21 protein-coding genes and 1 tRNA gene are annotated in these 25,456 nt (G+C 74.9%); 12 read left to right on the top strand and 10 right to left on the bottom strand.

What is annotated here, in order from left to right; all coding sequences use genetic code 11:
• Positions 1-18: 18 nt before the first annotated feature.
• Positions 19-999, bottom strand: a complete 981-nt coding sequence (locus G6553_RS06230) for a YihY/virulence factor BrkB family protein (RefSeq protein WP_166190186.1) — start codon at positions 997-999, stop codon at positions 19-21.
• A 64-nt stretch (positions 1,000-1,063) separates the two neighbouring features.
• Between G6553_RS06230 and tmk the strand changes: the two genes are divergently transcribed.
• The 3 genes from tmk to G6553_RS06215 are packed head-to-tail and all read left to right on the top strand — an operon-like array spanning position 1,064 to position 4,421.
• Positions 1,064-1,696, top strand: a complete 633-nt coding sequence (gene tmk / locus G6553_RS06225) for a dTMP kinase (protein ID WP_166190184.1) — start codon at positions 1,064-1,066, stop codon at positions 1,694-1,696.
• Positions 1,693-2,844 carry a DNA polymerase III subunit delta' gene (locus tag G6553_RS06220; protein ID WP_166190182.1) on the top strand — a complete coding sequence of 384 codons (1,152 nt, stop codon included), beginning with the start codon at positions 1,693-1,695 and terminating at the stop codon, positions 2,842-2,844. Before tmk ends, G6553_RS06220 begins: the two co-directional genes overlap by 4 nt.
• Positions 2,841-4,421 (top strand): alpha/beta hydrolase, encoded by a 1,581-nt coding sequence (locus G6553_RS06215; protein ID WP_166190180.1) that lies wholly within the window; start codon positions 2,841-2,843, stop codon positions 4,419-4,421. Before G6553_RS06220 ends, G6553_RS06215 begins: the two co-directional genes overlap by 4 nt.
• Positions 4,422-4,485: 64 nt before the next feature.
• Here the strand turns inward: G6553_RS06215 and G6553_RS06210 are convergent, their stop codons facing one another.
• Together G6553_RS06210 and G6553_RS06205 are read right to left on the bottom strand one after the other, a co-directional pair.
• Complete coding sequence (locus G6553_RS06210; RefSeq protein ID WP_166190178.1) at positions 4,486-5,466, bottom strand: TauD/TfdA family dioxygenase; 981 nt, start codon at positions 5,464-5,466, stop codon at positions 4,486-4,488.
• Positions 5,467-5,517: 51 nt separating this feature from the next.
• The gene (locus tag G6553_RS06205; protein ID WP_166190176.1) at positions 5,518-6,444 is read right to left on the bottom strand and encodes a LysR family transcriptional regulator; all 927 of its coding nucleotides are present in this window, start codon (positions 6,442-6,444) and stop codon (positions 5,518-5,520) included.
• 104 nt (positions 6,445-6,548) lie between these two features.
• On the opposite strand from G6553_RS06205, the gene G6553_RS06200 reads away from it, so the two are divergent.
• The 3 genes from G6553_RS06200 (at position 6,549) to G6553_RS06190 (ending at position 9,640) form a co-directional block, all read left to right on the top strand.
• Complete coding sequence (locus tag G6553_RS06200) at positions 6,549-6,731, top strand: hypothetical protein (protein WP_166190174.1); 183 nt, start codon at positions 6,549-6,551, stop codon at positions 6,729-6,731.
• Positions 6,732-6,834: 103 nt separating this feature from the next.
• Positions 6,835-6,907: transfer RNA gene (locus G6553_RS06195), tRNA-Thr, on the top strand.
• A 138-nt stretch (positions 6,908-7,045) separates the two neighbouring features.
• Complete coding sequence (locus G6553_RS06190; RefSeq protein WP_166190171.1) at positions 7,046-9,640, top strand: SpoIIE family protein phosphatase; 2,595 nt, start codon at positions 7,046-7,048, stop codon at positions 9,638-9,640.
• A gap of 27 nt (positions 9,641-9,667) precedes the next feature.
• Here the strand turns inward: G6553_RS06190 and G6553_RS06185 are convergent, their stop codons facing one another.
• The 5 genes from G6553_RS06185 to G6553_RS06165 form a co-directional block, all read right to left on the bottom strand.
• Positions 9,668-11,686, bottom strand: a complete 2,019-nt coding sequence (locus G6553_RS06185; RefSeq protein ID WP_166190169.1) for a cytochrome c oxidase assembly protein — start codon at positions 11,684-11,686, stop codon at positions 9,668-9,670.
• An 11-nt stretch (positions 11,687-11,697) separates the two neighbouring features.
• A complete protein-coding gene (locus G6553_RS06180; protein WP_166190168.1) occupies positions 11,698-12,279 on the bottom strand; it encodes a copper resistance CopC family protein in 582 nt (193 codons plus the stop codon).
• Positions 12,276-12,923 carry a vitamin K epoxide reductase family protein gene (locus G6553_RS06175; RefSeq protein WP_166190166.1) on the bottom strand — a complete coding sequence of 216 codons (648 nt, stop codon included), beginning with the start codon at positions 12,921-12,923 and terminating at the stop codon, positions 12,276-12,278. Before G6553_RS06175 ends, G6553_RS06180 begins: the two co-directional genes overlap by 4 nt.
• A complete protein-coding gene (locus G6553_RS06170) occupies positions 12,920-13,726 on the bottom strand; it encodes a thioredoxin domain-containing protein (RefSeq protein ID WP_166190164.1) in 807 nt (268 codons plus the stop codon). Before G6553_RS06170 ends, G6553_RS06175 begins: the two co-directional genes overlap by 4 nt.
• A 107-nt stretch (positions 13,727-13,833) precedes the next feature.
• Positions 13,834-14,523, bottom strand: coding sequence for a hypothetical protein (locus G6553_RS06165; protein ID WP_166190163.1), 690 nt, complete (start codon positions 14,521-14,523; stop codon positions 13,834-13,836).
• Between the two features lie 339 nt (positions 14,524-14,862).
• Here G6553_RS06165 and G6553_RS06160 point away from each other — a divergent pair, with 339 nt between their 5' ends.
• The 4 genes from G6553_RS06160 to uvrA all read left to right on the top strand — a co-directional run bounded on the left by G6553_RS06160 (position 14,863) and on the right by uvrA (position 20,323).
• The gene (locus tag G6553_RS06160; RefSeq protein ID WP_166190161.1) at positions 14,863-15,810 is read left to right on the top strand and encodes a MetQ/NlpA family ABC transporter substrate-binding protein; all 948 of its coding nucleotides are present in this window, start codon (positions 14,863-14,865) and stop codon (positions 15,808-15,810) included.
• Between the two features lie 13 nt (positions 15,811-15,823).
• On the top strand, positions 15,824-16,915 hold the full coding sequence (locus tag G6553_RS06155) for a methionine ABC transporter ATP-binding protein (RefSeq protein ID WP_347565539.1): 1,092 nt from the start codon (positions 15,824-15,826) through the stop codon (positions 16,913-16,915).
• A complete protein-coding gene (locus tag G6553_RS06150) occupies positions 16,915-17,574 on the top strand; it encodes an ABC transporter permease subunit (RefSeq protein ID WP_166190159.1) in 660 nt (219 codons plus the stop codon). The genes G6553_RS06155 and G6553_RS06150 overlap by 1 nt, the downstream gene beginning before the upstream one ends.
• Before the next feature lie 271 nt (positions 17,575-17,845).
• On the top strand, positions 17,846-20,323 hold the full coding sequence (uvrA, locus tag G6553_RS06145) for an excinuclease ABC subunit UvrA (RefSeq protein WP_166190157.1): 2,478 nt from the start codon (positions 17,846-17,848) through the stop codon (positions 20,321-20,323).
• Positions 20,324-20,773: 450 nt separating this feature from the next.
• On the opposite strand, the gene G6553_RS20985 is transcribed toward uvrA, so the two are convergent.
• Positions 20,774-20,998: a hypothetical protein gene (locus G6553_RS20985; RefSeq protein WP_242680066.1), complete on the bottom strand. Its 225-nt coding sequence runs from the start codon at positions 20,996-20,998 to the stop codon at positions 20,774-20,776.
• 125 nt (positions 20,999-21,123) lie between these two features.
• Between G6553_RS20985 and G6553_RS06135 the strand changes: the two genes are divergently transcribed.
• Together G6553_RS06135 and G6553_RS06130 are read left to right on the top strand one after the other, a co-directional pair.
• Complete coding sequence (locus G6553_RS06135) at positions 21,124-23,022, top strand: sigma-70 family RNA polymerase sigma factor (protein WP_166190155.1); 1,899 nt, start codon at positions 21,124-21,126, stop codon at positions 23,020-23,022.
• 239 nt (positions 23,023-23,261) lie between these two features.
• Entirely contained in the window at positions 23,262-24,008 is a 747-nt protein-coding gene (locus G6553_RS06130) for a response regulator transcription factor (RefSeq protein ID WP_166190153.1), read from the top strand.
• Between the two features lie 68 nt (positions 24,009-24,076).
• Here G6553_RS06130 and G6553_RS06125 read toward each other — a convergent pair.
• A partial coding sequence (locus G6553_RS06125) for a DUF1116 domain-containing protein (protein ID WP_166190151.1) occupies positions 24,077-25,456 on the bottom strand: 1,380 nt, incomplete at its 5' end.

The following is a 25,456-nucleotide window of genomic DNA, read 5'->3' as shown; positions in this document are numbered from 1 at the left end:
ACCCGCGGCCCGGCCGGCTCAGAGGTCCCCGACCGCCCGCCCGTGCGGGCGGCCGGGGTCGTCGTACGCCGGCTCCGTCTCGCCGGCGCGGTAGGCCTCGAGCTGTGCGCAGACCGCGGTCCCGTAGAACAGCCCGGTCGCGCTCAGCCACGACCACAGCAGCAGCGCCATGATGCCCGCGAGCGGGCCGTAGGTCTCGCCGAACGACCCGCTCAGCCGGACGTACGCCGCTAGGCCGGCTGCCGCGAGCAGGCTGACCAGCACGGCGGTGGCCGAGCCGAGCGCCAGCCACGACAGCGCCGGCTGGCGTCGCCGCGGCGCGTGGTCGAGCAGCACCGCGATCGTGACGACGAGCAGCGCCAGTCCGAGCGGCCAGCGGGCGATGTCCCACGCGAGCTCGGTGCCCGCGGACCAGCCGTAGACCTCGACCATCGCCTCCCCGAACGCCCCGCCCGCGACGAGCAGCAGGAACCCGAGCCCGACCGGCACGGCGAGCAGGGCGGTGAGCACCGCGGCCCGGCCGTACTTGTGCAGCGCGGGCCGGTCGCGGCGGATGCCGTAGATCCGGTTCGTGCCGCGCTCGACCTGCCCCATCGCGGTCGCCATCGACACCAGCGACAGCAGCAGGCCGAGCACAAGGGCGACCTCGCCGGCGTCCTCGCTGCTGTCGCCGCCGGCCACGGCACCCGCGAGGGCGTCGCCGCCGCCGTGACCGGGCGAGACCTGCTGGACGGTGAGTGCGACGACCTCCGCCAGCCGCTCCTGGTCGAGGTCGGCGGTGAGCCCCGTCAGCGCCAGCAGGAACGGCACGACCGCCAGGCAGGCCTGCAGGGCGAGTGCCCGGCTGTTGGTGAACCCGTCGCCGTACCGGAACCGCACGAACGAGTCGACCGCCACCCGCCGCAGCCCGTGGTGGCGCGCCAGGTGCCAGGCGTCCTCGGCGTCGAGCTCGTCGCCGTCCATCTCGGTCGTGACCGGGACGGTGCGCGCGGTGGTCATGGCCGGGGAGTCTGGCAGGCGCCCGGCGTTGGCCGCCGTCGGTGCCCCCACGTAGGTTCGGCGCGTGCACGCATCGACCGGCGTCCTCGTCTGCTTCGAGGGTGGGGAGGGCTCGGGGAAGTCCACCCAGTCCCGCCGGCTGCAGTCGTGGCTGGAGTCCGAGGGGTACGCCGTCGTGCTGACCTTCGAGCCCGGCGACACCGAGGTCGGGCAGGTGCTGCGGCGCCTGGTGCTCGACCCGGCGACCGGTGCGCTCGACCCGCACACCGAGGCGCTGCTGTACGCCGCGGACCGCGCCGAGCACGTCGCGCGGGTCGTGCGGCCCGCGCTGGAGCGGGGCGAGGTCGTGGTGATGGACCGGTACGTCGACTCCTCGCTCGCCTACCAGGGCGCCGGCCGCGACCTCGACGTGGCGATGGTCGAGCGGATCTCGCGGTGGGCGACCGACGACCTGCGCCCGCACCTGACCGTCGTGCTCGACCTCGAGCCGGAGCAGGGGCTGGGCCGGTTCGCGGAGCGGGACAAGATCGAGGGGGAGTCGCTGGCGTTCCACCGGCGGGTGCGCGAGGCGTTCGTGCGGATGGCCGCGGCGGACCCCGACCACTACGTCGTGCTCGACGCACGCGCCCCCGTCGACGAGATCGCCGCGGCCGTGCGCGCGCGGGTCGAGCCGCTGCTCGGGCAGGCGTCCCGATGACCGTCTGGGAGTCCCTGGTCGGGCAGGCCAGGCCGGTCGAGGCGCTCCGGGCCGCCGCCGGGGGGCAGGGGATGAGCCACGCGTGGCTGTTCACCGGTCCGCCGGGCTCGGGCCGGTCGAACGCCGCCATCGCCTTCGCCGCCGCCCTCCAGTGCGAGCAGGCCGGCTGCGGCGCCTGCCACTCCTGCCGCACGGTCCTCGCCGGCTCCCACGCCGACGTCGTCGTGGTGAGCACCGAGTCGGTGCAGTTCCGCGTCGGCGAGGCCCGGGAGCTGGTCCGCCGGGCGGCGCTCAGCCCGGTCGGCCAGCGGTGGCAGGTCATCGTGGTCGAGGACGCCGACCGCTTCAACGACCACTCGGGCAACGCGATGCTCAAGGCGATCGAGGAGCCGAACGCCCGCACCGTGTGGCTGCTCTGCGCCCCGACCGTCGACGACGTGCTGCCGACGATCCGCTCGCGCTGCCGGCTCGTGACGCTGTCGACGCCGTCCACCCCCGACGTCGCCGCGTTCCTGGAGCGGACCGACGGGGTCGACCCCGCGCTGGCCTCTCGGGCGGCCCGCGCCAGCCAGGGCCACATCGGCCGGGCCCGCGCCCTCGCCCGCGACGAGGGGGCGCGGCGGCGGCGCGACGAGGTCGTGGCGATCCCGGCCAGGCTCACCAGCCTCGGTGCGTGCATGAGCGCCGCGACGAAGCTCGCCGAGGTCACCAAGGAGGAGGCCGAGGCGATCACCTCCGACCGCGACGCGCGGGACAAGGCCGACCTGGACCAGGCGTTCGGCTACGAGGACCGTGGCCGGCGGGCCCGGGAGTACGCCGCCGCGCTGAAGAGCCTTCAGGAGGACCAGAAGCGGCGAGCCAAGCGACGGGTCCTGGACGTCGTCGACCGGGCGCTGATGGACCTCGTGTCGGTCTACCGCGACGCGGTCGCGCTCGGGACGGGTGCGCCCGGTGAGCTGGTGAACGCCGAGCTCCGCGCCGACCTCGCCGAGATCGTCCGCACCTCGACCCCGGAGCTGAACCTGCGCCGGATCGGCTGGATCTTCGAGGCCCGCCAGCAGATGCTGGAGTTCAACGTGCCGGTGCCGCTGGCGCTGGAGTCGATGATGGTCGCGCTGCGGACGCCGGCCCAGGGGAGTGCCCGATGAAGCAGGGAACCGTCCGCCTCATCGTGCTGGTGCTGGTCGCCGCGCTCGTCCTCGGCGGCATCGGCATCGCGATCGCGGGCCTGTCCTCGGGCGACGGCTCGAGCACCCCCGGCTCGGAGTCGTCGGAGGCCGCCCGCACGGTGCCGGCGCCGACCACGACGCCGGAGCCGGGCGCGCAGGACCCGCCGCGGCCGGCGCTCGCCCGCTTCTACGAGCAGGAGCTGGCCTGGCAGGCCTGCGGGGACCAGGAGTGCACCCGGCTCACGGTGCCCCTCGACTACGCCCGCCCCAGCGGCGAGACGATCGAGGTCGCGGTCCTGCGGGTGCCGGCGGCCGACCCGGAGCAGCGGATCGGCTCGCTCGTGGTCAACCCCGGCGGCCCCGGCGCACCCGGCACGACGTACGCCTCCCAGGCCGGGCTGGTGTTCGGGCAACCGCTGCTGCAGCGCTTCGACGTCGTCGGGTTCGACCCGCGCGGCACCGGCTTCTCGACCGCCGTCGACTGCGTCTCCGACGAGCAGCTCGACGTCTTCCTCGCCGCCGACCCCGCCCCCGACGACCGCGAGGAGGCGGAGGCGCTCGAGCAGGCCCAGCGCGCCTTCAACGCCGGCTGCGCGGAGGAGTCCGGCGAGCTGGCGAACCACGTGACCACGGTCGAGGCCGCGATGGACATGGACGTGCTGCGATCCGCCCTGGGCGAGTCGACGCTGACGTACTTCGGGGCGTCGTACGGCACCAAGCTCGGTGCGACGTACGCCGAGCTGTTCCCCGACCGCGCCGGCCGGCTCGTCCTCGACGGGGCGGTGGACCTCTCCCTCGACCTGCGGCAGCAGAGCCTCGGGCAGGCGCGCGGCTTCGAGACCGCGATCCGGGCGTACGTCGAGAACTGCGTCGCCACCGGCGGCTGCCCGCTCGGCGACTCCGTCGAGGCGGGGCTGCAGCGGCTGACCGACTTCCTCGACGAGGTGGACGCGCAGCCGCTCCCCGCCGGAGGCCGGGAGCTCGCCGTCGGCAACGCCTTCTACGGGATCGTCGCGCCGCTCTACAACCGGGACTACTGGTTGCTCCTGACCCGCGCGCTGGGAGCGGCCTTCGGCGGGGACGGCCGGTTGCTGCTGCAGCTCGCCGACCTCTACTCCTCCCGCGGACCGGACGGCTACACCGACAACAGCGCCGAGGCGATCCTCGCGATCAACTGCCTCGACGACCCGACCGCGGTCGACCCCGCCGACATCCCGGCGCAGGTGCCGGCCTTCGAGCGGGTCTCGCCGACCTTCGGCGAGGTGTTCGCCTGGGGGCTGGCCGGCTGCGTCGGGGTCCGCGCCCGGGCGACGGTCGAGACGCCCGAGGTCGACGCATCCGGCGCGCCGCCGATCGTCGTCGTCGGCACGACGCGCGACCCGGCCACGCCGTACGCCTGGGCCGAGGCGCTCGCCGACCGGCTCGAGCCTGGCGTCCTCGTCACCCGCGAAGGCGACGGCCACACCGGCTACAACGCCGGCAACGCCTGCGTCGACGAGGCGATCGAGTCCTACCTCCTCGACGGCACCGTCCCCGAGGACGGGCTGCGCTGCTGACCCGCTCCGGCCGGTGCCGCCGGCTGGTCGAGGAGGTCCCGCTGGGAACCGTTCGAGACCCGCCTCAGCTGATCAGCTCGTCGATCCGGGTGTAGGCATCGGAGCTGCCGGCGACCACGCGGCTGGTGCGCCCGTCGATCGCGACCGGCACGTCGCCGACGAGGGTCACGCGGCGTACCTCGCGACGGTGGTTGTCGAAGTCGGCGACCGCGTAGTGCTGGGTCGCCCGGTTGTCCCACATCGCGACGTCGCCCTCCTGCCACTGCCAGCGGACGGTGTTCTCGAGCCTGGTGACCCGGTCCTGGAGCAGCTTGAACAGCGCACTGGACTCGGCGGTGTTGAGCCCGACGAACCGCTTGACGAAGTGACCGAGCACGAGCGAGCGCTCGCCGGTCTCGGGATGGACCCGGACGACGGGGTGCTCGGTCTCGTAGTACGTCGCGCGGAACTGGCCGCGGTCGAGCGCGTCGCGGTCCGGTGAGTCGCCCTCGGGGTCCTCCGAGCTGGCGACGTAGTCGTACTCGTTGGTGTGCACCGCCCACAGGTCGTCGACGAGGGCGCGCAGCGGCGGGGTGAGGGCGTCGTACGCCGTGACGGTGTTGGCCCAGACGGTGTTGCCGCCGTAGGGCGGGATCGTGACGCCGCGCAGGATGCTGATCGCCGGGATCCTGTCGACGAAGGTGACGTCGGTGTGCCAGCTGTTGGCGGCCATCCCCTTCGTGGCGTTGAGGCTGAGCACGTGCGCGCTGCCGGTGTTGACGGTCGGGTGGGCGGTCGTGAGCGTGCCGAGCTGCTCGGCGAACGCGAGCTGGCCGGCGTCGTCGAGGTGGTGCTGGCCGCGGAAGAAGACGACCTTGTGGGTGAGCAGGGCGGCACGGACCGCCGCGACGGCCTCCGGGTGCAGGTCGGGGCCGAGGGTCACGTCCTCGACCACGGCGCCGATGCGTCCGCCGACCTTGCGGACGGTGGGCAGCGGAGGCGCGGCGGTGGCGGACGGACGAGCGGTAGGGGTCGAGCCGGCGGAACGGTCCAGCGTGCTGGTCATGCTTCCTCCTGCTAAGTCGAGTGAATAACTAGACAATAACAGGAGGAGGGCTCACCGGGGCCGGACCGGCTCGCAGATCTCCTGGATGCGGCGCGTCGCGAGCTCGATCATCAGCTGGGCGGCGGGCGAGAGGATCGCGTCGGCGCGGTGCACGATCGCGAGGATGTCGTGCTGTCGCGGGCGCAGTGACGTCCAGCCGGCGTTCGGCGCCAGCCGCGGGAGCAGCTGGTCGACCACGCCTCGGGGCACGACGCTGTCGGCCAGGCCCATGCCGACCAGCTCGACGGCGGTCTCGACGTCCTCGACCTCGATCCGGGTCGCCGGGTTGCGGCCGACCTCGTGGAGCATCTGGCGCAGCACGATCCGGGTGGAGTCGTTCGCGCGCCAGGTCGTCTCCGGCATGACCAGCGAGGCCTGCGAGAGCCGCGCGGCGGTGACCGGCGACGCGACCCGATCGGGGTCGGCGGAGATGTAGACGAGCTCGTCGCGGGCGACCGGCGTGATCGTCATGCCCTCGCTGGACGCGGCTGCCACGGCGATCATCGCGGCCTCGAGCCGCCCGCGGCGCAGCTCCTCCTGGACGTCGGTGGAGTTCTGGCCGACGAGCTCCACGCGGACGCCGGGGTAGCGCTCGAGCACGTCGGCGACCAGGTCGGCGCCGGCGTACAGGCGGGCGGTGCCGAACATGCCGAACCGGATCGTGCCGGTCTCCAGCGACCGGACGCTCTGCACCGCCCGCTCCGCCTCGTCGATCGAGGCGAGCACGCGCTCGGCGTACGGCCGCAGCGTGTCGGCGACCGTCGTCGGGGTCACGCCCCGGCCGATGCGTCGGAAGAGCTGGACGCCGAGCGACTTCTCCAGTGCGCGGATCTGCTCGGAGACCGACGGCTGCGCGTAGCCGAGCTCCTCCGCCGCGCGGGTCAGCGAGCCCTGCTCGTACGCCGCCAGGAAGCATGTGAGCTGGTGCACAGAAAGCATAGGTGGATCCTATGTCGAGCGAAGGAAGGTCAGGCTACCCCTATGGCTTGAACTCCTCCAGAATGGAGTCAGCACTCCTGCACCCGAGAACGAAAGGATCCGCCGTGTTCACCCACGTCTGCACCGCTTGCGCGAAGCGCCAGCTCATCTTCCCCTCCCAGGTCACGGCGGTCGCCGAGAGCGAGCAGGGCCCGGTCGCCACCTTCACCTGCTGGTGCGGCGCCGAGCAGTCGGCGCTCTACACCCTCGCCCCGGCGACGTCCGACAAGGTCGTCCTCGCGGCCTGAGCACGGCCCACCGCCACCGGCACCCGCCGGTTTCGCTCCCGGCAGGCGGCCTCCGTATACTCACCCGGGTTGCCCGGCAGGTCCCGACCGCGCCGGGCAGCGCGCCGCCTTAGCTCAGTCGGTAGAGCGATTCACTCGTAATGAATAGGTCGTCGGTTCGATTCCGACAGGCGGCTCCCTGACGGGCCCTCGATCGCAGCGATGCGGTCGAGGGCCTTGCTCGTCATCGGGGTCCTCGAGCAGCTCCCGCCGGGCAGTGGCCCGGCGATGCGCCCGCGCTGTCGTTAGATTGCAGGGGGGAGCGGGAGGCTGCAGTGGATGATGCGTCGACGGGCGACCCCGTCACGCGGTCGGGCGCGCCGTCGTCGTCCGGTCGAGCCCTCGAGGCGCGCCGGTTGCTGGCGTCGCTCGGAGGGGCCGCGGGCACCGGCCTGGACGAGCGGCCGGGTCGTCCGGCTCCTGCTGCGGCGGGGACGGGCCTGGACCGCCTGGCCGACCTCGCTCGGCGGTTGCTCGACGCCCAGGCCGCCCAGGTCGTGCTCCTGAGCGAGGTGCAGACGGTGGTGGCCTCCGCCGGGCCGGCGCCGCGCAGGCCCGAAGCCACCGGTCCGCTCGACGAGGGCCTGTGTGCGCGGGTCCTCCTCGAGGACGGTCCGGTGCGCCGGGACACCACTACGGACGCCGCCGGCTCCCGCCTCGGCGTGCCACTGCGGACGGGCGGACACGTCGTCGGCGCGCTGTGCGTCTCCGACCGGGCGCCCCGCCGCTGGTCCGGACGCGACGTGGCCCTGCTCGAGGAGCTCGCCGGCCCGGTCGTGGCCGAGCTGGAGCTGGGCGCCCTGGTGGCGACGTACGAGGACGACCGCCTGGTGTGGCAGCTCGCCGTCGACGCGGGTGGCGTCGGGGCGTTCGACTGGGACCTCGTGACCGGGGAGCTGCGCTGGGACGACCGGCTGCTCGACCTGTTCGGGCTGGACCGTGACGCGTTCGCGGGCACCATCGAGGCGTTCCGCGCGTGCGTGCATCCCGAGGACCGGGTGCGGGTCGAGTCGGCGCTCGGGGCCGCGATCGACACCTGCGGCACGTTCGAGTCCGAGTACCGGATCCTGCTGCCGGGCGGTCGCACCCGATGGGTGGAAGCCCGGGGCCAGGCCGTCGCCGGACCGGACGGTTCCGCGGTGCGCCTCCTGGGGGCCGCCCACGACTCGACGGCGCGCCGGGACGGCGACGCGCGGGTCGCCCGGGTGCTGGAGTCGATGCCGACCGCCTTCTACCAGCTCGATGCCGACTGGCGGTTCGGCTACGTCAACGGCGAGGCCGAGCGGCTGCTGGCCGCCACCCGGGACAGCCTGATCGGGGAGGTCGTCTGGGACCGCTTCCCGGCCGCTGTCGGCGGCACCTTCGAGGAGCACTACCGACGGGCGGTCGAGACGGGCGACCCGGTGGCCTTCGAGGCGTACTACCCGGCGCCGCTGGACGGTTGGTACGAGGTGCGTGCCTGGCCGTCGCCGGACGGCCTGGCGGTGTACTTCATCGACATCACCGACCGCCGACGGGCCCACGACCGGCTGCAAGAGGGGGCGGAGCAGACGCAGCTGCTCTCGGACGTCAGCGCGTCCCTGGCGACCACGCTGGACACCGAGGAGGCGGTACGCCGACTGCCCCAGCTCATCACCCCCCGGGTCGCGGACTGGTCGATCGTCACGCTCCTGACCGAGCCGGCCGGCGCCGGGACGACCGCCCCCCGCTCGTGGCGGACGAACCTGCGCGACGCGGGCCACTGGCACCACGACCCGGTCAAGCGGGCGCTCGTGACCGCCTACGCCTCCACCCGGCTGCGCGCGCTGAGCGACTCCGCGCCCCTGGCACGGGCGGCGACCGGCCAGCAGCCGGTGATCCACCGCACCGACGCCACCCAGGCCCTGCTGGGCTCGCTGTCGCCCGGACCCGCGCGCGACGCGATCGCCGCCCTGGCGCCGCGGTCCGGTGCCTTCATCCCGCTGCGTGCGCGCGGCCGCGTGGTGGGCCTCCTCAGCGCCTTCCGCGGGGAGGGGCGGGCGCCGTTCACGGACGAGGACGTCGCGCTCCTGCTCGACCTCGGGAACCGAGCGGGACTCGCGATCGACAACACCCGCCTCTTCGGGCTGCAGCGCGACCTGGCCGAGGGCTTGCAGCGCAGCATGCTGACCGCGCCTCCCGCGATCGACCACCTCCAGGTCGCGGTGCGCTACGCGCCCGCCGCCGTCGCCGCCCGGGTGGGCGGGGACTGGTACGACGCGTTCCGCCAGCAGGACGGCGCCACCGTGGTCGTCATCGGCGACGTGATCGGGCACGACGTCGCCGCGGCCGCCGCCATGGGCCAGGCGCGGACGCTGCTGCGCGGCATCGCCGTGACCACGGGCGCCGGGCCGGCGGCGGTCCTGCACGACCTGGAGGGCGCGATGCGCCTGTTGGAGGTCGACGTGCTCGCGACCGCGCTGGTGGCGCGTCTCGACCGGCCGGACTCGGGTGCGCCGGGTCCCACCCGGCTGCGCTGGTCGAACGCCGGGCACCTCGACCCCGTCGCTGTGCACCCTGACGGCCGGGTCGAGACGCTGGAGCCGGCCGTGCGCGACCCCTTGCTCGGCATCGGCGAGGGGCCGGGCCGCACGGAGCAGGAGGTCGTGCTCGGCCCCGGCAGCACGGTCGTGTTCTACACCGACGGCTTGGTCGAGCGTCGCGGCGAGCACCTGGACGCCGGGCTCGCGCGGCTGAGCGAGGCCGTGCGCGAGCTCGCCGCCGAGGACCTCACGCTCGACGAGCTCTGCGACCGCCTGCTGACCCGGCTGGTGCCGAGCGGTGCGGCCGACGACGTCGCCCTCGTCGCGGTGCGGCTCGGCGCGGACGGCGGGTCTCGAGACAGGCGCTAGCGCGCCTTCCTCGACCAGCCGGTGCTGTCAGTCCTCGGGGGACGAGGAGCGGGCGGCGCGCGCCAGCATGGCGTTGTACGCCGCGAGCTCGGCGTCGTCGGTGCGGTCGGCGTGCCGGTCCTGGCGCTTGGCCTGACGGCGGTCGTCGCGGGCCCACTGCGCGAGCAGGACGACGAGCACCATGACCATCGGGACCTCGCCGAGGGCCCAGGTCATCGAGGCGCCGACGTACTGGTCCTGGAGCAGGTCGGTGGCGTACGGCCGGTCCAGCATGGCGTAGTAGGACTCGGCGACGACGCCGTCGGAGCCCATCAGCACGACCGCGAAGAACGCGTGGAACGGCATGACGACGAGCAGCATCCCGAGCCGCGCGAAGTGGCCGACGCGGTGGGGGATCGGGGCGTCGCCGACGAGCACCTCGAAGAGCAGGTAGCCCGAGACCAGGAAGTGCACCTCCATGAGCGTGTGGCCCAGGTGGTTCTCCATCAGTGCGCCGTAGAGCCCGGTGAAGTAGACGGCGTACAGGCTCGCGACCGACACCGCCGCTGCGGTGATCGGGTGCACGACGACCCGCGAGACGCGCGACTGCAGGGCCGCGGCGAGCCACTGCCGTGGCCCCTGCCCGCCGGGCACGTCGCTGCCGGGCAGCGCCCGCAGCGCGAGAGTCACGGGTGCGCCGAGCACGAGGAAGATCGGCGCGACCATCGACAGCACCATGTGCGCGGCCATGTGGGCGCTGAACATCACGTGCGAGTAGGTGCCGAGCCCGCCCATCGTCGCGTAGGCGACGAGCGCGATGCCGACGAACCACGAGATCGTCCGGCCGACCGACCACGGGACACCACGCCGGCGCAGCGCGAGGAGGCCGACGACGTACGCCGCGCCGCCGAGGCCGAGGGCGGTGAGGCCCAGCGCCGAGGGCGTGTACGCCGTGAGGAGGCGCCAGAGGTCGGGTGCGGGCGGGAGCGGCCCGCCGAGCAGGCTCTCCGCGGCGCTCGTGTACGGCTCACCGACCGGCGGCGGGGTGCGGCCGAGGGCGACGCCGAGCCCGCCGGCGACCGCCATCAGGCCGAGCTCGACCCCGGTCAGGCCGAGCAGCGGCCCGGTGGTCGAGCGGCCCGCGTCGGAGGACGCACCGGCCCGCGCGAGCACGCCGCGCCGCAGCCGGGCGGCGAGCACCGCGACCGCGGCGACGACGAGCAGCTTCGCCAGGACGCCGTGCCCGTAGCCGGTGGTGAGGACCTCGGCCGGGGAGCCGAGGCGGACCAGCGCGTTGACGACGCCGGAGGCCACGACCAGCACGAGGCACCACGCCGCGAGTCCGGAGAAGCGCGAAGCGGCGCGGGCGCGGGCCTCGTCCGCGGCGGACCCGTTGGTCCGGCCGGCAGCCCGGGGGCCGAGGTGCCACCACAGCGCGACGACGCCGCCGGTCCACACCGCGGCGGCGCCGACGTGCAGGAGCAGGCTGACGACGGCGGTGTCGTGGCTGCCCGAGGCCGCGGAGTGCCCGGTGAGCACCGGCGGGAGCAGTCCGACCAGTGCGAGGGCGAGCACGAAGCCGCTCTCGCGGACGGTCAGCACCCACCTGCTCACCAGCCCGACGAGCAGCGCGACGAACGCCTGCACGAGCAGCGCCTGGCCCTGGTCGACCTGGCGGGCGAAGCCGGACAGCTCCGACCACCGCACGTCGCCCAGCGGCACCGCGAACTGGTCGGATAACGTCAGCACCAGCTCGGCGAGCACGACGACGGCCCAGGTGAGGCCGAGCCGGCGCACCAGTCGCACGGCCGCGACCGAGCGGCCGGCGAGCCGGTCGTCGGCGCGGTCCGCGGTCAGCGCGGGCACCAGGAGGCTGCCGACGGCGAGGACGCCGAGCACCAGGCCGGCGTAGCCCAGCAGCGGCAGGCCCCACCCGGTGACCCGGCCGGGATCGGGCAGACCGGCCGGCACCGGCTGCGGCGAGCCGCCGCCGTGCACGAGCAGCCCCAGCAGCGCGACCAGGCCGGCGGCGAGCGCGCCGGCGGCGCCGAGGGTCCGCGGGCTCACGGCCGCCGGGCTCATCGGGCGGCCCGTCGGCGGCGCACGACGAGGACGGCCGCGACCGCGACCGCCGCCGCGCCGACGCCGATCGCCGCGGCCACGACGACCTCGGTCGTCGACCAGCCGTCGTCCTCCTGCGCCGAGGGCTCGACCGGCGTGGCCGGCTCGGGCTCCTCGCTCGCGGGCGGCTCGGCCGGTTCGGCGGACGCCGTGGGCTCGGCGGACCGGGCGGGCGCGGCGACGGTGAACGCGATCTCGACCGTGACCGGGTGGCCGTCGGAGGAGACGGCGCGGACGGCCGTGGTCCACGCGCCGGCCGGCCCGCCGGGGCGGACCCTCTGGCGGACGGTGGTGCCGTCGACGACCGGCGTGCCGACGAGCACGTCGGAGCCGTCGGGCGGGGTGACGGCGACGTACGCCGGCTCCGACATCGCCTCGGTGAACTCGAAGGTCACCACGCTCGGCGCCTCGGCCAGCCGCTCGCCCTGCTCGGGGTCGGAGTCGACGAGCCCGGCGTGCGCGGCGGCCGGGACGGGGTGGACGACCAGCAGCGTCAGTGCGGTCGCGGCGAGGAGGCGGAGGGAGGGCAGGGGTCTCACAGCAGGGTGCTCCAGTAGTCCCAGAAGCGCTCGAGGACGAGGACGACGACGAGGAGGTACCAGGCCAGCAGCACCAGGTAGCGCACCGACCACACCGCCTCGACGACGCGGCCGCCGACGGCCAGGCGCAGGGCGACGAGCGCCGACCACAGGGCGATCGGCGCCGTCACCGCCCACACGACCAGGCACCACGGGCACAGCGCGTCGATGCGGTAGAGGCTCTCGAAGGCCAGCCAGTGCACGAAGCCCCACGCGACCAGCGACACCGTCGCGAGCCCGCCTAGCACCCAGGTCGGCACCCGCGTGCCGGCGGCGAGCAGCACGCCGAGGGTGACGACGACGCTGAAGCCGAGGATGCCCAGCAGCGGGTTGGGGAAGCCGAGCACCGACGCCTGGTCGGTGACCATCACCGAGCCGCAGGACAGCACCGGGTTGAAGTTGCACGACGGGGTGTACGACGGGTCCTGGAGCAGCTTGATCCGGTCGACGGTCAGCGTGAACGCCGCCAGCAGTCCCAGCGCGCCGAGGACGACCAGCCCGACGCCGTACGGCCGCAGCCGCACGCCCTCGTCCCCGCGCTGGTCCGGGCCCTCGTCCCAGGCGGGCTCCGGCTCGTGCTCGTCCGTGACGGGGGAGTCGGTCACGACCGGGCCGCCTCGACCGCCGCCTCGAGCTCGCCGTTCGGGACCTGCTCGCCGTTGACGAGGACGGTCGGGGTGCTGCTGACGCCGGAGTCGAAGACGCGGTCGGTCTGCTCCTCGGCCCAGTCGTCGTAGGTGCGGTCCTCGATGCAGGAGGTGACGGCGTCGCCCTCGGCGCCGGCGTCCGCGGCGAGCGCGACCAGGGTGGCGTCGTCGAGGCCCGCGCCGCCCTCGGCGGGCTGCTGGGCGAAGAGCGACTCGTGCATCGTCATCCACGCGTCGGCGCCGGCGTCCTCGAGGACGCACATCGAGGCGTTGAGGGCGCGCGTGGAGTACTCGTCGGTGGAGGCGCGGTCGAGGAACGCGATCGGGCGGTACTCCACCGCGACGTCGTCGGAGGCGCGGTAGTCGGCGAGCACGTCGCCCATCGCGGCCTCGAACGCCCCGCAGGCCGGGCACTGGAAGTCCTCGACGACCTGCACGGTCACGTCGGCGTCCGCGGCCCCGAACCGGACCGAGCCGTCGGAGGTGAGGCGGGACGGCGCGGCGGCGGGCTCGTCGGGACCACGGTTCGCCAGCACCGCGATCGTCACGCCGACGACCAGCGCCACGACGACGGCGCCGATGCCGACCTGGGTCAGCACGGTGCGGCGGCGCTCGGCGCGCTTGCGCTCGGCCATCAGCTCGGCCATCTCGGCCCGGCGCGACTGCTGCTTCTGGCGGGCGGCTCCGCCGTCGACCGGCGGGAGGTTGGGGGACTTCTTCTGGTTCTTCTTCTGGCTCTGCTGGGGCTTCTTCTTGCTCATGACGCGTCCTTGCGTGCTCGGTACGCCGGCCACACCTGCGGGCGCATGCCGGCGCGAGGTGCTCGACGGGTGGGATGGCCGGTGGAGGTGCCGGCCGGGAGTCGGGGTCAGGCCGCGAGCAGCGGTGGACCGCGCCGGCTGGCCGGCCGGACGAGCCAGGGGTCGCGCAGCACCGGCACGCGGTGCGCGGCCGCCGGGCGGAGACGGGTGGGCTCGGCGCGCACGGGGCGGGCCAGGACGACGAGGCGCAGGACCACGCGGCGGGTCAGCGCGAGCACGGTGAACAGGCACCGCTCGCCGCGCGCCAGCCACAACCCGACGAGGACCGCGACGCCCACGTGGACGAGCATCATCGGCGCGTGCGCCTGCAGCTCGGCCAGCACCCGGCCGACCGGCAGGGCCGGTGCCGGCGCGGCCTCGCCGGCCATGGCGGCGTACGCGTCGTGCAGCGAGCCGACCCGCCGCCCGTCCACCGTCGGCAGCGCGTCGAGCGCTCCCGCGCGCGGGGCCGGGGCGGCGGCCACCGGGTCGCCGGCGTGGCCCGCGGTGAGGGTCAGCCCGAGGTGCAGCAGCGCCTGCCCGCCGACCGTGACCACCACCAGCCGGAGGGCCGAGGCCGGGCGGGCGAGCAGCGGGACCGCCAGGAGCACCGCGCCGACGAGCATCGCGGCCAGCAGGCCGAGCCCGGGCAGCAGGCCGTCGGCGGAGACGTGCCCGGCGACCCCGAGCAGGACCGCGACGGAGCCGACGGCGGTGGCACGAAGCCACAGCACGGCTGCATCGACCCGGTCGCTCACCTCTCCATGGTCACACGCGGTGCGCGGCCGCGACGAAGCCACGGAGCGCGCTTCAGGACACCTTCAGAGCGTCCTCAGCCCCCGCTCAGGAGCGGCCGGAGGGCGGCCTCCGAGCGGGGCGTGCGCCGCCGCGTCCGCCTCACCGCGCCGGCCCGGTGTGACCGAGTCGACGCCGCCGTTCCGCCCGAGCCAGGAATGAAGCGCCCCGCTCGCCGTTGGACCCACCGTCCCCCTCGTGCCCGGCGACGTGACCCGTCGCCGTGCGCTGCCGCGGGACCGGCAGACCACGACTCTCCACCACGAGCCGCCACGAGCGGCTCCTCCGACGAAGGACCACGCATGTCGAACACCTCCGGAAGCAGCACCCCCCTCATCGAGGCACCGAGCCGCCGCCGCTGGCCGCTCCTGCTGGCGGCACTCGTCGCGGTCGCCGTCGTCGTCGGCCTGGTCGTCGTCCTCACCGGCGGTGACGACGAGGCCGCCGAGGACCGCCGCAGCGTGCGGCTCGGCGTCGTCGGCGCGAGCGACCCCTACTGGACCGACTTCCAGGAGGCCGCCGCGGACGAGGGCATCGACGTCGAGGTCATCGACTTCTCCGACTACAACCAGCCCAACCCGGCCGTCTCCGAGGGCGAGCTGGACATGAACCAGTTCCAGCACATCGTCTTCCTCGCCGACTACAACGTCGCGGCCGACGACGACCTGCAGCCGGTCGGCGCGACCGCGATCTACCCGCTCGGCCTGCACTCCAAGCAGTACGACTCCGTCGAGGACATCCCCGACGGCGCCACGGTCGCGGTGCCGAACGACGCCAGCAACCAGGCCCGCGCGCTGGTGCTGCTCCAGTCGGCCGGCCTCATCGAGCTGACGTCCGGCGGCACGATCTTCTCCGACCTCGCCGACGTCGACGAGGCCGCCTCCCGCGTCGAGGTCACCGCGCTGGACGCCGCGCTGACCGCCACCTCGCTCGACGACCTCGCCGGCGCCGTCGTCAACAACGACTTCGTCGAGCGGGCCGGCCTCGACTTCGACGACGCGCTGGCCCAGGACGACCCGGCCGACCCGAAGGCGCTGCCGTACGCCAACATCTTCGCCGTCCGTGCCGACGACGTCGACGACCCGACGTACCGCGAGCTGGTCGAGATCTACCAGGAGACCCAGGCCGTCCAGGACGGCGTCGTCGAGGTCTCCGGCGGCACCGCGGTCATGCTCGACACCCCCGTCGAGGAGCTCCAGGCCTCGCTGCGCGAGGTCGAGGACGACACCCGCGCCGCCGAGCAGGACTGAGCAGGAGCCACCGGTGACCGCCACCCCCAGCACCCCGGCGACCGGGGACCCGCTGATCCGCCTCGCGGACGTCAGCCGGGTCTTCCCGGCGCGCTCCCGGCAGGGCGCCGCCGTGACCGCGCTCGACCACGTCGACCTCGACGTGCGGGCCGGCGAGGTGCTGGGGGTGGTGGGCTACTCCGGTGCCGGCAAGTCGACGCTGCTGCGGCTGGTCAACGCGCTCGACCGGCCGACCAGCGGCACCGTCACCGTCGCCGGCCGTGAGGTCAGCGGCCTCTCCGAGCGCGCGCTGCGCGAGGTGCGCCGCGACATCGGGATGATCTTCCAGCAGTTCAACCTGTTCGCCTCGCGCACCGTGTGGGGCAACATCGCCTACCCGCTCACCGTCGCCGGCGTCCCCAAGGACCAGCACCGCGAGCGGATCTCGCAGCTGCTGCACTTCGTCGGTCTCGCCGACAAGGCGCACGTGCACGTCGAGCAGCTCTCCGGCGGGCAGAAGCAGCGCGTCGGCATCGCCCGCGCGCTCGCCACCGACCCGCAGATCCTCCTCGCCGACGAGCCCACCAGCGCCCTCGACCCGCAGACCACCGCCGAGGTGCTCGCGCTGCTCCGGCGGGTCAACGAGGAGCTCGGCGTCACCATCGTGCTCATCACCCACGAGATGGAGGTCGTCCGCTCGCTCGCCCACCGGGTCGCGGTGATGGAGGGCGGCCGGATCGTCGAGCTGGGCGACACCTACGACGTCTTCGCCGCGCCGCAGCACCCCGCGACGCAGCGGTTCGTCAGCACGCTCGTGGAGAAGGGCCCGCAGCCGCGGGCGCTCGACCGGCTGCGCGAGCGCCACGCCGGCCGGATGGTCACGCTGTCCTTCCGCGACGGCGACGCCTCCCCGGCCGACGTGTTCGCGGCGTTCATCGACCGCGGCGTGACCTTCGAGCTGGTGCACGGCGGCGTCGAGGACGTCCACGGCCGCACCTTCGGCCACCTCACCTTCGCGCTCACCGGCGCGGACGCCGCTGTCGCCGACGCCGTGTCGTACGTCGCCACGCTGGTCGAGGTCACCACCCCGGCCTCCGCGGCCGAGATCGGGACGGAGGCTCCCTGATGGACCGACTGATCGAGCTGGACTCCCTCTTCTGGGAGGCCACCCGCGAGACCCTCGGCATCGTCGCGGCCACACTGCTCATCGGTGGCGTCGCCGGGCTGGTCCTGGGGCTCCTGCTCCACACGACGCGACCGGGCGGCATCGCCCCGAACCGGGTCGTGCACGTCGTGCTCAACCTGCTCGTGAACTTCTTCCGGCCGATCCCGTTCGTCATCTTCATCGCCGCCGCCCAGCCGGCCGCGCGACTCGTCGTGGGCACCGGCATCGGCAACCCGGCGATCATCTTCGCGCTCTCCGTGGCCGCGGCCTTCGGCATCAGCCGGATCGTCGAGCAGAACCTGGTCTCGGTCGACCCCGGCGTGCTCGAGGCCTCCCGCGCGATGGGCGCCGGTCGGCTCCGCACGACGCTGACCGTCCTGCTGCCCGAGGCCCTCGGCCCGCTGATCCTCGGCTACACCTTCGCGCTCGTCGCGATCGTCGACATGTCCGCGGTCGCCAGCGTCGTCGGCGGCGGTGGGCTCGGCTCGTTCGCGCTCACCTACGGCTACCGGCAGTACGAGCCGGTCGTCACCTGGGCGGCGGTCCTGCTCATCGTGGCGCTCGTCCAGGTCTGCCAGTTCGCCGGCAACCGCCTCGCCCGCACCGCCATGCGCCGCTGACCCCGGCCTCCCGGCTGGTCGAGCGGCGAGCCCCTGTCGAGCGTCGGCGGGACCCGGGGATCGTCGGCCGACTACCCGAAGTCCACCCGGCGGAACATCTCTGCAGGTCGCACGGCGGACGACCGGGCTCTGGTCGTTCGTCGACGAGGAAGGCACCCGCGGGAGCGCGCTCCCCGCTCGACCAGCGCAGGCCGGCGCGGTGCTGAGGGCGTCGGATGGCCGGGAGACGGGTATCGAGTCCGCGGTGCCTCCCCGGCCTTGGAAGGACGACATGGAGCAGCAGGACCCGATCGACGGGTGCGTGCGGGTCCGAGGTGCGAGCGAGCACAACCTGAAGGACGTCGACGTCGACCTGCCGCGGGACGCGATGGTGGCGTTCACCGGGGTGTCCGGCTCGGGGAAGTCCTCGCTCGCGTTCGGGACGTTGTACGCCGAGGCGCAGCGCCGCTACTTCGAGTCGGTGGCGCCGTACGCCCGCCGCCTGCTGCACCAGGTCGGCGTCCCGCACGTCGAGGAGATCACCGGGCTGCCGCCGGCGGTGGCCCTCCAGCAGCGGCGCGGCGGGACCAGCTCGCGCTCGACCGTCGGCACGATCACGACCCTGTCGAACCTGCTGCGCATCCTCTACTCCCGCGCCGGCACCTACCCCGAGGGTGCGGAGCACCTGGCGGCGGAGGCGTTCTCGCCGAACACCGCGGCCGGGTCCTGCCCGCAGTGCCACGGCGTCGGCGTCACCCACGACGTCGCCGAGGACCTGCTCGTCCCCGACACCTCGCTGAGCATCCGCGAGGGTGCGATCGCCGCGTGGCCGGGCGCCTGGCAGGCCCACAACCTGCGCCGGATCGTGAAGAACCTCGGCATCGACGTCGACCGGCCCTGGCGCGAGCTGGCCGCGGAGGACCGGCACTGGCTGCTGTTCACCGACGAGCAGCCGCGGGTGCTGATCCGGCCGCAGGACAAGGACGGCGGAGGTGGCCGGGACTACATGGGCACCTTCCGCAGCGCGCGCCGCCACGTGCAGCAGACCCTCGCGAGCTCCCCGAGCGAGAAGATGCGCGAGCAGATGCTCGCGTTCGTCCGCAGCGCACCCTGCCCGACGTGCGGCGGGAGCGGTCTGCGACCCGAGGCGCTCGCGGTCACCTTCGCCGGCATGTCGATCGCCGAGGCCAACGCGACTCCCTTCACCGACCTCGTCGAGCTGCTCCGACCCGAGGCGGAGGGCGACCCGGACGAGGCGTCGGTGCGGATCAGCGCCGACCTGGTCGCGCGGATCGAGGTCCTGCTCGGGCTCGGCCTGGGCTACCTCTCGCTCGGCCGGGGCTCGACCACGCTCTCCCCGGGCGAGGCCCAGCGGCTGCGGATCGCCACCCAGCTGCGATCGGGGCTGTTCGGCGTCGTCTACGTCCTCGACGAGCCGTCCGCCGGACTCCACCCCGCCGACGCCGAGCCGCTGCTCGCGGTGCTCGACCAGCTCAAGGCGGCGGGCAACACGCTCTTCGTCGTCGAGCACGACATGGACGTCGTGCGCCGCGCGGACTGGGTCGTCGACATAGGTCCCGGGGCCGGCGAGGGCGGCGGGCAGGTGCTCTACTCCGGTCCGGTCGCCGGGCTCGAGGAGGTCGCGGAGTCGCTGACGAGCGCCCACCTCTTCGGCCGCGCCGAGCCGCTCGAGCACGAGCCGCGGGAGCCGGCGGGGAGGCTCCGGCTCGAGGGCGTCACGCGGCACAACCTCCACGACGTCACCGTCGAGCTGCCGCTGGGCGCGTTCACCGCCGTCACGGGACCGTCCGGCTCGGGCAAGTCCACGCTGGTGGTCCAGGTCCTCGCCGAGGTCGTCCGCCGCCACCTCGGCCAGCCGGCGGTCGAGCCGCAGGACGCGGACGGCGAGGAGGAGGCCCGCCCGGCCGGCACGCTCGACGTCCGGGCGACCAGCGGCCTCGACCAGGTCGACCGCCTGGTGCTGGTCGACCAGCGGCCGATCGGCCGGACGCCGCGGTCCAACCTGGCGACGTACACCGGGCTCTTCGACGCCGTCCGTCGGCTCTTCGCCGCGACGCCCGAGGCGAAGGCGCGGGGGTACGGCGCCGGCCGGTTCTCCTTCAACGTCGCCGAGGGCCGCTGCCCGACCTGCCAGGGCGAGGGGTTCGTGTCGGTGGAGCTGGTGTTCCTGCCGAGCACCTACGCGCCGTGCCCGACCTGCCACGGGTCGCGGTACGACGCCGAGACGCTCGAGGTGACCTACCGCGGTCGCAGCATCGCCGACGTGCTGGCGATGCCGGTCGACGAGGCCGCCGGGCTCCTCGCCGACGTGCCGGCGGCCTCCCGCGGGCTGGAGGCGCTGCGCGAGGTCGGGCTGGGCTACCTCCGGCTGGGCCAGCCGGCCACGGAGCTCAGCGGCGGCGAGGCGCAGCGGATCAAGCTGGCGACCGAGCTGCAGCGCGCCCGCCGCGGCCACACCCTCTACGTCCTCGACGAGCCGACCGCGGGCCTGCACCCGGCCGACACGGCCCGGCTGCTGCGGCAGCTGCACCGGCTGGTCGACGCGGGCAACACCGTGGTGCTCGTCGAGCACGACCTCGACACGATCGCCACCGCCGACCACGTCGTCGACCTCGGTCCCGGCGGCGGCGACACCGGCGGCCGCGTGGTCGCGACGGGTACGCCGCGCGAGGTCGCCGCCGCGGGGGTCGGGGCGACGGCGCCGTACCTCGCCCGCCGGCTGGCCGCGCGGCCCGACGGCGCGGGCTGAGGGGCCGCTCGTCAGCGCGGGCTGCTCGCGGCGAGCCCGGCGCCCACCCCGGCTGACGCGCCGGTCGACGCTCCCCTCGAGGCCATGACCCGTCGCCCGGCGAGGCCGTCGACGGTGCCGAGCAGGTCGTCGACGCGGAACGGCTTGGTGAGGTAGGCGTCCGCACCCGCCCGCAGGCCGGCCGACCTCGCCTCCGGGCGTGCGTCCCGCTCAGGAGCAGGACCGGGAGGGTCCGTGTCGAGCGCCGGCCGCGCAGCCAGCGGACGAGGTCGAGCCCCGACCTGCCGTTGAGCCGGACGTCGGCGACCACCAGCTGCACCGGCGCGGTGTCGAGCACCCGTCGCGCCTCCTGCTCGGTGGCGACCGCGACCGGCGTGCAGCCGTGCCGCCGCAGCAGCGTCCGCAGCAGCAGCCGCAGCTCGGCGTCGTCCTCGACGCACAGCACCGTCGTCACGGCCGGCCCCGCGTGCGCAGCAGCCAGACGGCGTCCTCCAGGTCCTCCGCGCGGGGCAGCCAGCCGCGGCGCAGCTCGTCCCACCACAGCAGCGCGACCTGCTCGCGCTCGGTGTGGGACAGCGCACCCCAGGCGGCGCCGAAGTCGGCCCTGCGACGGTCGGCCCGTCGTCGGAACGGGTGGCACCGGCGCGCGGCCGCGGTGCCCGGTCGGGTCCTCATGCCCTCCGGACGTCGGTGGGGGCCGGTTCCTTACGCCGCCGAGTCTTCAGGATTCCTCAAGTTCTCGAGCCCGGCGGCCCGGCCGGTGACGCCGCACCGCGACGTGCGGAAGACTCCGGGGTGCCATGACCACCGCACCCCTCGCAGGCTCGCCGTCCGACCACCCGGACGGGACGGGCGACGGACGCAGCGACCTCGACCTCGTCGAGCTGGCGCGGTCGGCCGACGGCCTCGCGGTGGAGGAGCTCTACCGGCGCCACTACGACGCCGCGCTCCGGTTCGCGCACGGGCTGGCCGACCCGGCGACGGCCGAGGACGTCGTCTCCGATGCCTTCGCGAAGGTCTTCGGCGTGCTGCGGTCCGGCGGCGGGCCGACGGCGTCGTTCCGCAGCTACCTGCTGACGACCGTCCGGCGCTGCCACGTCGACCGCGTGCGCCGCGACGCCCGGCACGTGCTGACCGACGACGACACCGACCTCGAACCCGCCCTGGCCGGGAGCGCGGGCGAGCTCGACGGTCGGGAGGAGTCGCGGCTGCTGGCCCGGGCGTTCCAGAGCCTGCCCGAGCGCTGGCAGGCCGTGCTGTGGCACACCGCGGTCGAGGGTGACGACCAGGCGACGGTCGGTCGGCTGCTCGGCATCCGGGCGAACGCCGTCGCCGCGCTCGCCTTCCGCGCCCGCGACGGCTTGCGGGAGGCCTACCTCGCCGCTCACCTGGCCGAGGGCGTCGGTGAGTGCCGTCCCACGCACGACCTGCTCGCGCCGTACGTCCGAGGCCGCCTCCCCGGTCGCAAGCGCACCCTCGTCGAGGACCACCTCGCCGACTGCCGCCGGTGCGCCGGCGCGGTCGTCGAGCTCACCGCCATGAACACCCGGCTCGGTGCCCTCCTCGCCCCCGCCCTCCTCGGCGCCGCCGGGACGGCGTACGTCGCCGGCAGCGCGCTCCCCGTCGGGGCCGCGCTCGGCGGCGGATCGCCGCGCCTGCGCCGGCTCCGCGAACCCTCCGTCGCCACGTCCGCCGTCGTCGCCGGCGCGGTCGCGGCCTGCGCCGCCGTCGCCGTCGGGATCGTGGCGACCTCGTCGTCGCCCGCGCCGGCCGACGACGTCGCCGCCAGCCCGATCACGGTGCCCCGGGGCTCTCCGGGCTCCCCGACCCCCTCGGCGGCCCCGCCGGCGGCACTGTCGCCGTCTGCGGACCCGGCGCCCGCCGCGGACGTGCCGGACGCCGTGCTCGTCACCGCCCCGGTCACGGTGCCGGACACCGCCCCGCCGGCGCCCGGGCCGTCCGTCGTGCCCGACGTCGACGCGCCGCCGCCGCAGCCGCAGCCCGCGCCGCAGCCGGCGCCGGAGCCGGCGCCGGAGCCCGAGCCGCAGCCGGAGCCCGAGCCGCAGCCGCAGCCGGAGCCCGAGCCGGAACCGGAGCCGGAGCCGCAGCCGGAGCCGCAGCCGGAGCCGCAGCCAGAACCGGAGCCGGAGCCGGAGCCCGAGCCGGAGCCCGAGCCGGAGCCCGAGCCGGAGCCCGAGCCGCAGCCGGAGCCGGAGCCCGAGCCGGAGCCCGAGCCGCAGCCGGAGCCGCAGCCGGAGCCGCAGCCGGAGCCCGAGCCGCAGCCGGAACCGGAGCCGGAGCCCGAGCCCGAGCCCGAGCCCGAGCCCGAGCCCGAGCCCGAGCCCGAGCCGGAGCCGGAGCCCGAGCGGACGACGTACGACCTGGTGACGTCGGGCGGCCGGGTCATCGATTACGGCACGCACCACCACCTGGAGCTGCGGGTGGACGCGCCGGTGGCGACGGCGCAGGTGACGATCACGGTGCCGGGCCTGGTGTCGTACGAGGTCCACGCCGGACCGAGCACGTGCGAGCAGCTGGCCGGCACGACGACGCTCTCGTGCACGGTGGCGACGGGAACCACGTTCCAGGTCGACGTCGTCGTCGAGGGCCCGGTCGACGCGACCGCGACGGTGTCCCTGGCGGACAACGACGACCCGGACCCGACCAACGACGTCGTGAGGTTCCAGGCACCAGCGTGACCCTGGCGCGGCGGTCTGGACCACCGCGCGCACCGCGTAAGCGCCTCCCCGCCCTCCCCGTCTGACCGGCGACCGACCCGTCACCGACCACCGGGGGGAACCATGTCCGTGCTCGTCCTCGCCCATCTCGCCTTGCTGGCGCTCGGCCTGTACGCCGCGGGCGTGCGGTCGTGACGGGCGCCCACGGGCGACGCGGCCCGATGACGCCCGGGGGCCGGGGTGCACGACGCGGGCCTTCCGTGGACCGCCGGGTGGCCGTCGTGATGGAGGACGACCCGGACCAGGCCCGGCTCCTGGTGACCGCCCTGGAGCGCGCCGGCTTCCGGGTGGCCGCCGCTCGGACGGGGCAGCGGGCCCGCGAGCTCGTGGCGCGCCATCGGCCCGAGCTGGTCACCGTCGACCTGGGACTGCCGGACATCGACGGTCTCGAGGTGTGCCGGCAGGTGCGGCAGCTGAGCGACTGCTACCTGCTGGTGGCCTCGGCCCGCGTGGACGAGGCCAGCCGGCTGGCCAGCCTCGAGGCCGGGGCCGACGACGTCGTCACCAAGCCGATCTCCCTCCGCGAGCTGCAGGTGCGGGTCGCGGCCGTCCTGCGGCGGCCCGCCCGCATCCACCGCCCCGGACGGCCGCAGGCGCGGTCCACCCGGCCCGGCAGCGCCGGCCCGGACCGCCGCCGCACGGCGCGGATCGACGCGACCTCCCGGCGGGTGCTCGTGGGCGAGGACGAGGTGGTCCTGACATCGACCGAGCTCGCGATGCTGGCGCGCCTGGTCGGCCGCGCGGGCGCGGTCTGCACGCGCGAGGAGCTCCAGGCGCTGACGTACGCCTCGGACGGCCTCGGCCCCACCAACGTCGTCAGCGTCCACGTGTCGAACCTGCGCGCCAAGCTGCGGCGGATCGGGCTGGGGGAGACGATCAGCACCGTCCGCGGCGTGGGCTACCGGCTCGACCAGTCGGCCGACGTCCGGGTCCTGCTCGAGTCGTGAACGACGACGGCGCGCGCCCCCGGGAAGACCGGGGTGCGCGCGCCGTACGTCGTGCGGGCGGTCGGGGGCTAGGCGCCGGCCCGCTCCCGGGTGCGCTCGGCCAGCGCGGCGAGCGCGGCGGGGAAGATCGACGCCGGGGGCGTGACGAGACCCGCGCCGACCTGGCCGACGCCGGCCTGCTTGCCGGCCATGCCGGTGTTGATCTGCGGCAGGATGCCGGTCCGGCAGACCGACGACACGTCGATGCCCGTGGCGGCGCCGGCGAAGTCGAGCACGGGGATCGGCCAGCGGTCGTTCTCGCCGATGGTGATCTCGCGCATCCGGCGGCTGGTCGCCAGCGCGTCGGGCACGGTGCCGCCGACGAACCGCACGATCGCGGGCGCCGCGGCCATCGCGAAGCCGCCGATGCCGGCGGTCTCGGTGATCGCGGAGTCGCCGATGTCGGGGTTGGCGTCGTCCGGGCCGTAGTCGCCGAGGAACAGGCCGTCGGCGAGCTGGGCGGGGCCGGTGAACCACTGGTCGCCGGTGCCGGAGACCTGGATGCCGAAGTCCGTGCCGTTGCGGGCCATCGCCACGACCATCGTGCTGCCCTCGATGTCGCGGGCGGCGTCGAGCGCCAGCTTGCAGGCCGGCATCGCGACGTTGAGGAAGAAGTGGTCGTTGCCGCCCACGAACGCGAAGGCCTCGGCCACCTCCTCGGCCGGGCGCGAGGAGCGCACCAGGTGCGGCGCGAGGTCGCGCATCAGCATGAGCGTGCCGGCCCGGTTGCGGTTGTGCGCCTCGTCGCCCATCTGCAGCATCTGACCGAGGATCGCGGTCGCGTCGATCGGGCCGGCGGCGGTGACGGCCTCCGCGAGCAGCGGGCCGAGCGAGTCGCGCATCCAGCGCAGCCGGGTGAGCACCTCGGCGGAGTAGGCGCCGTAGCGCAGCACCTTGCCGAGGCCCTCGTTGAGCGAGCAGTAGGTACGCCGGCCGGTGGCCGGGTCCTCGAGCACGAACATCCACATCGACGGCGAGACCACGCCGGCCATCGGGCCGACCGCGCCGCGGTGGTGGCACGGCTCGAGGGTCACCTCGGTTCCGGACTCGAAGAGCGCGACGGCGTCCTCGGGGTCCTCGACGAGGCCCTCGAAGGCGGCCGCACCCATGAGCGCGCCGCGCAGCGGGCCGGAGGCGCGGGCCCACTCGATCGGCGGACCCGCGTGGAGGAACTGGCCCTTCTCGAGGCCGAGCAGCTCCGAGGCCGGCGCGACGCCGACGAGCATCGCCTGCACGTCGAGCATCCGCTTGACCGCGAGCGCGTTGGCGTCGCGGCGCAGCGGGTCGGCGGCGACGGTGGCGAGGTCGTCGACCGTGCCCTCCATCGGCGGCTTCCAGTCGACGCGCTCGACGGGGACGGCCTGCGCCTCGACGGCCGCGGCGAACATGTCCGCGCCGACGGCGGCGAC

The sequence above is a fragment of the Nocardioides sp. IC4_145 genome (assembly GCF_011250565.1).
Taxonomy (GTDB): domain Bacteria; phylum Actinomycetota; class Actinomycetes; order Propionibacteriales; family Nocardioidaceae; genus Nocardioides.
Note: the sequence above shows the minus strand (reverse complement) of the source record. Positions and strands in the feature narration are given on the sequence as shown.

Excerpts from the sequence above, each read along its gene's own strand:
- G6553_RS06230 (WP_166190186.1), bottom strand. The coding sequence starts at position 999 with ATGACCACCGCGCGCACCGTCCCGGTCACGACCGAGATGGACGGCGAC.
- G6553_RS06220 (WP_166190182.1), top strand. The coding sequence starts at position 1,693 with ATGACCGTCTGGGAGTCCCTGGTCGGGCAGGCCAGGCCGGTCGAGGCG.
- G6553_RS06215 (WP_166190180.1), top strand. The coding sequence starts at position 2,841 with ATGAAGCAGGGAACCGTCCGCCTCATCGTGCTGGTGCTGGTCGCCGCG.
- G6553_RS06210 (WP_166190178.1), bottom strand. The coding sequence starts at position 5,466 with ATGACCAGCACGCTGGACCGTTCCGCCGGCTCGACCCCTACCGCTCGT.
- G6553_RS06205 (WP_166190176.1), bottom strand. The coding sequence starts at position 6,444 with ATGCTTTCTGTGCACCAGCTCACATGCTTCCTGGCGGCGTACGAGCAG.
- G6553_RS06170 (WP_166190164.1), bottom strand. The coding sequence starts at position 13,726 with ATGAGCAAGAAGAAGCCCCAGCAGAGCCAGAAGAAGAACCAGAAGAAG.
- G6553_RS06160 (WP_166190161.1), top strand. The coding sequence starts at position 14,863 with ATGTCGAACACCTCCGGAAGCAGCACCCCCCTCATCGAGGCACCGAGC.
- G6553_RS06150 (WP_166190159.1), top strand. The coding sequence starts at position 16,915 with ATGGACCGACTGATCGAGCTGGACTCCCTCTTCTGGGAGGCCACCCGC.
- uvrA (WP_166190157.1), top strand. The coding sequence starts at position 17,846 with ATGGAGCAGCAGGACCCGATCGACGGGTGCGTGCGGGTCCGAGGTGCG.
- G6553_RS20985 (WP_242680066.1), bottom strand. The coding sequence starts at position 20,998 with ATGAGGACCCGACCGGGCACCGCGGCCGCGCGCCGGTGCCACCCGTTC.
- G6553_RS06135 (WP_166190155.1), top strand. The coding sequence starts at position 21,124 with ATGACCACCGCACCCCTCGCAGGCTCGCCGTCCGACCACCCGGACGGG.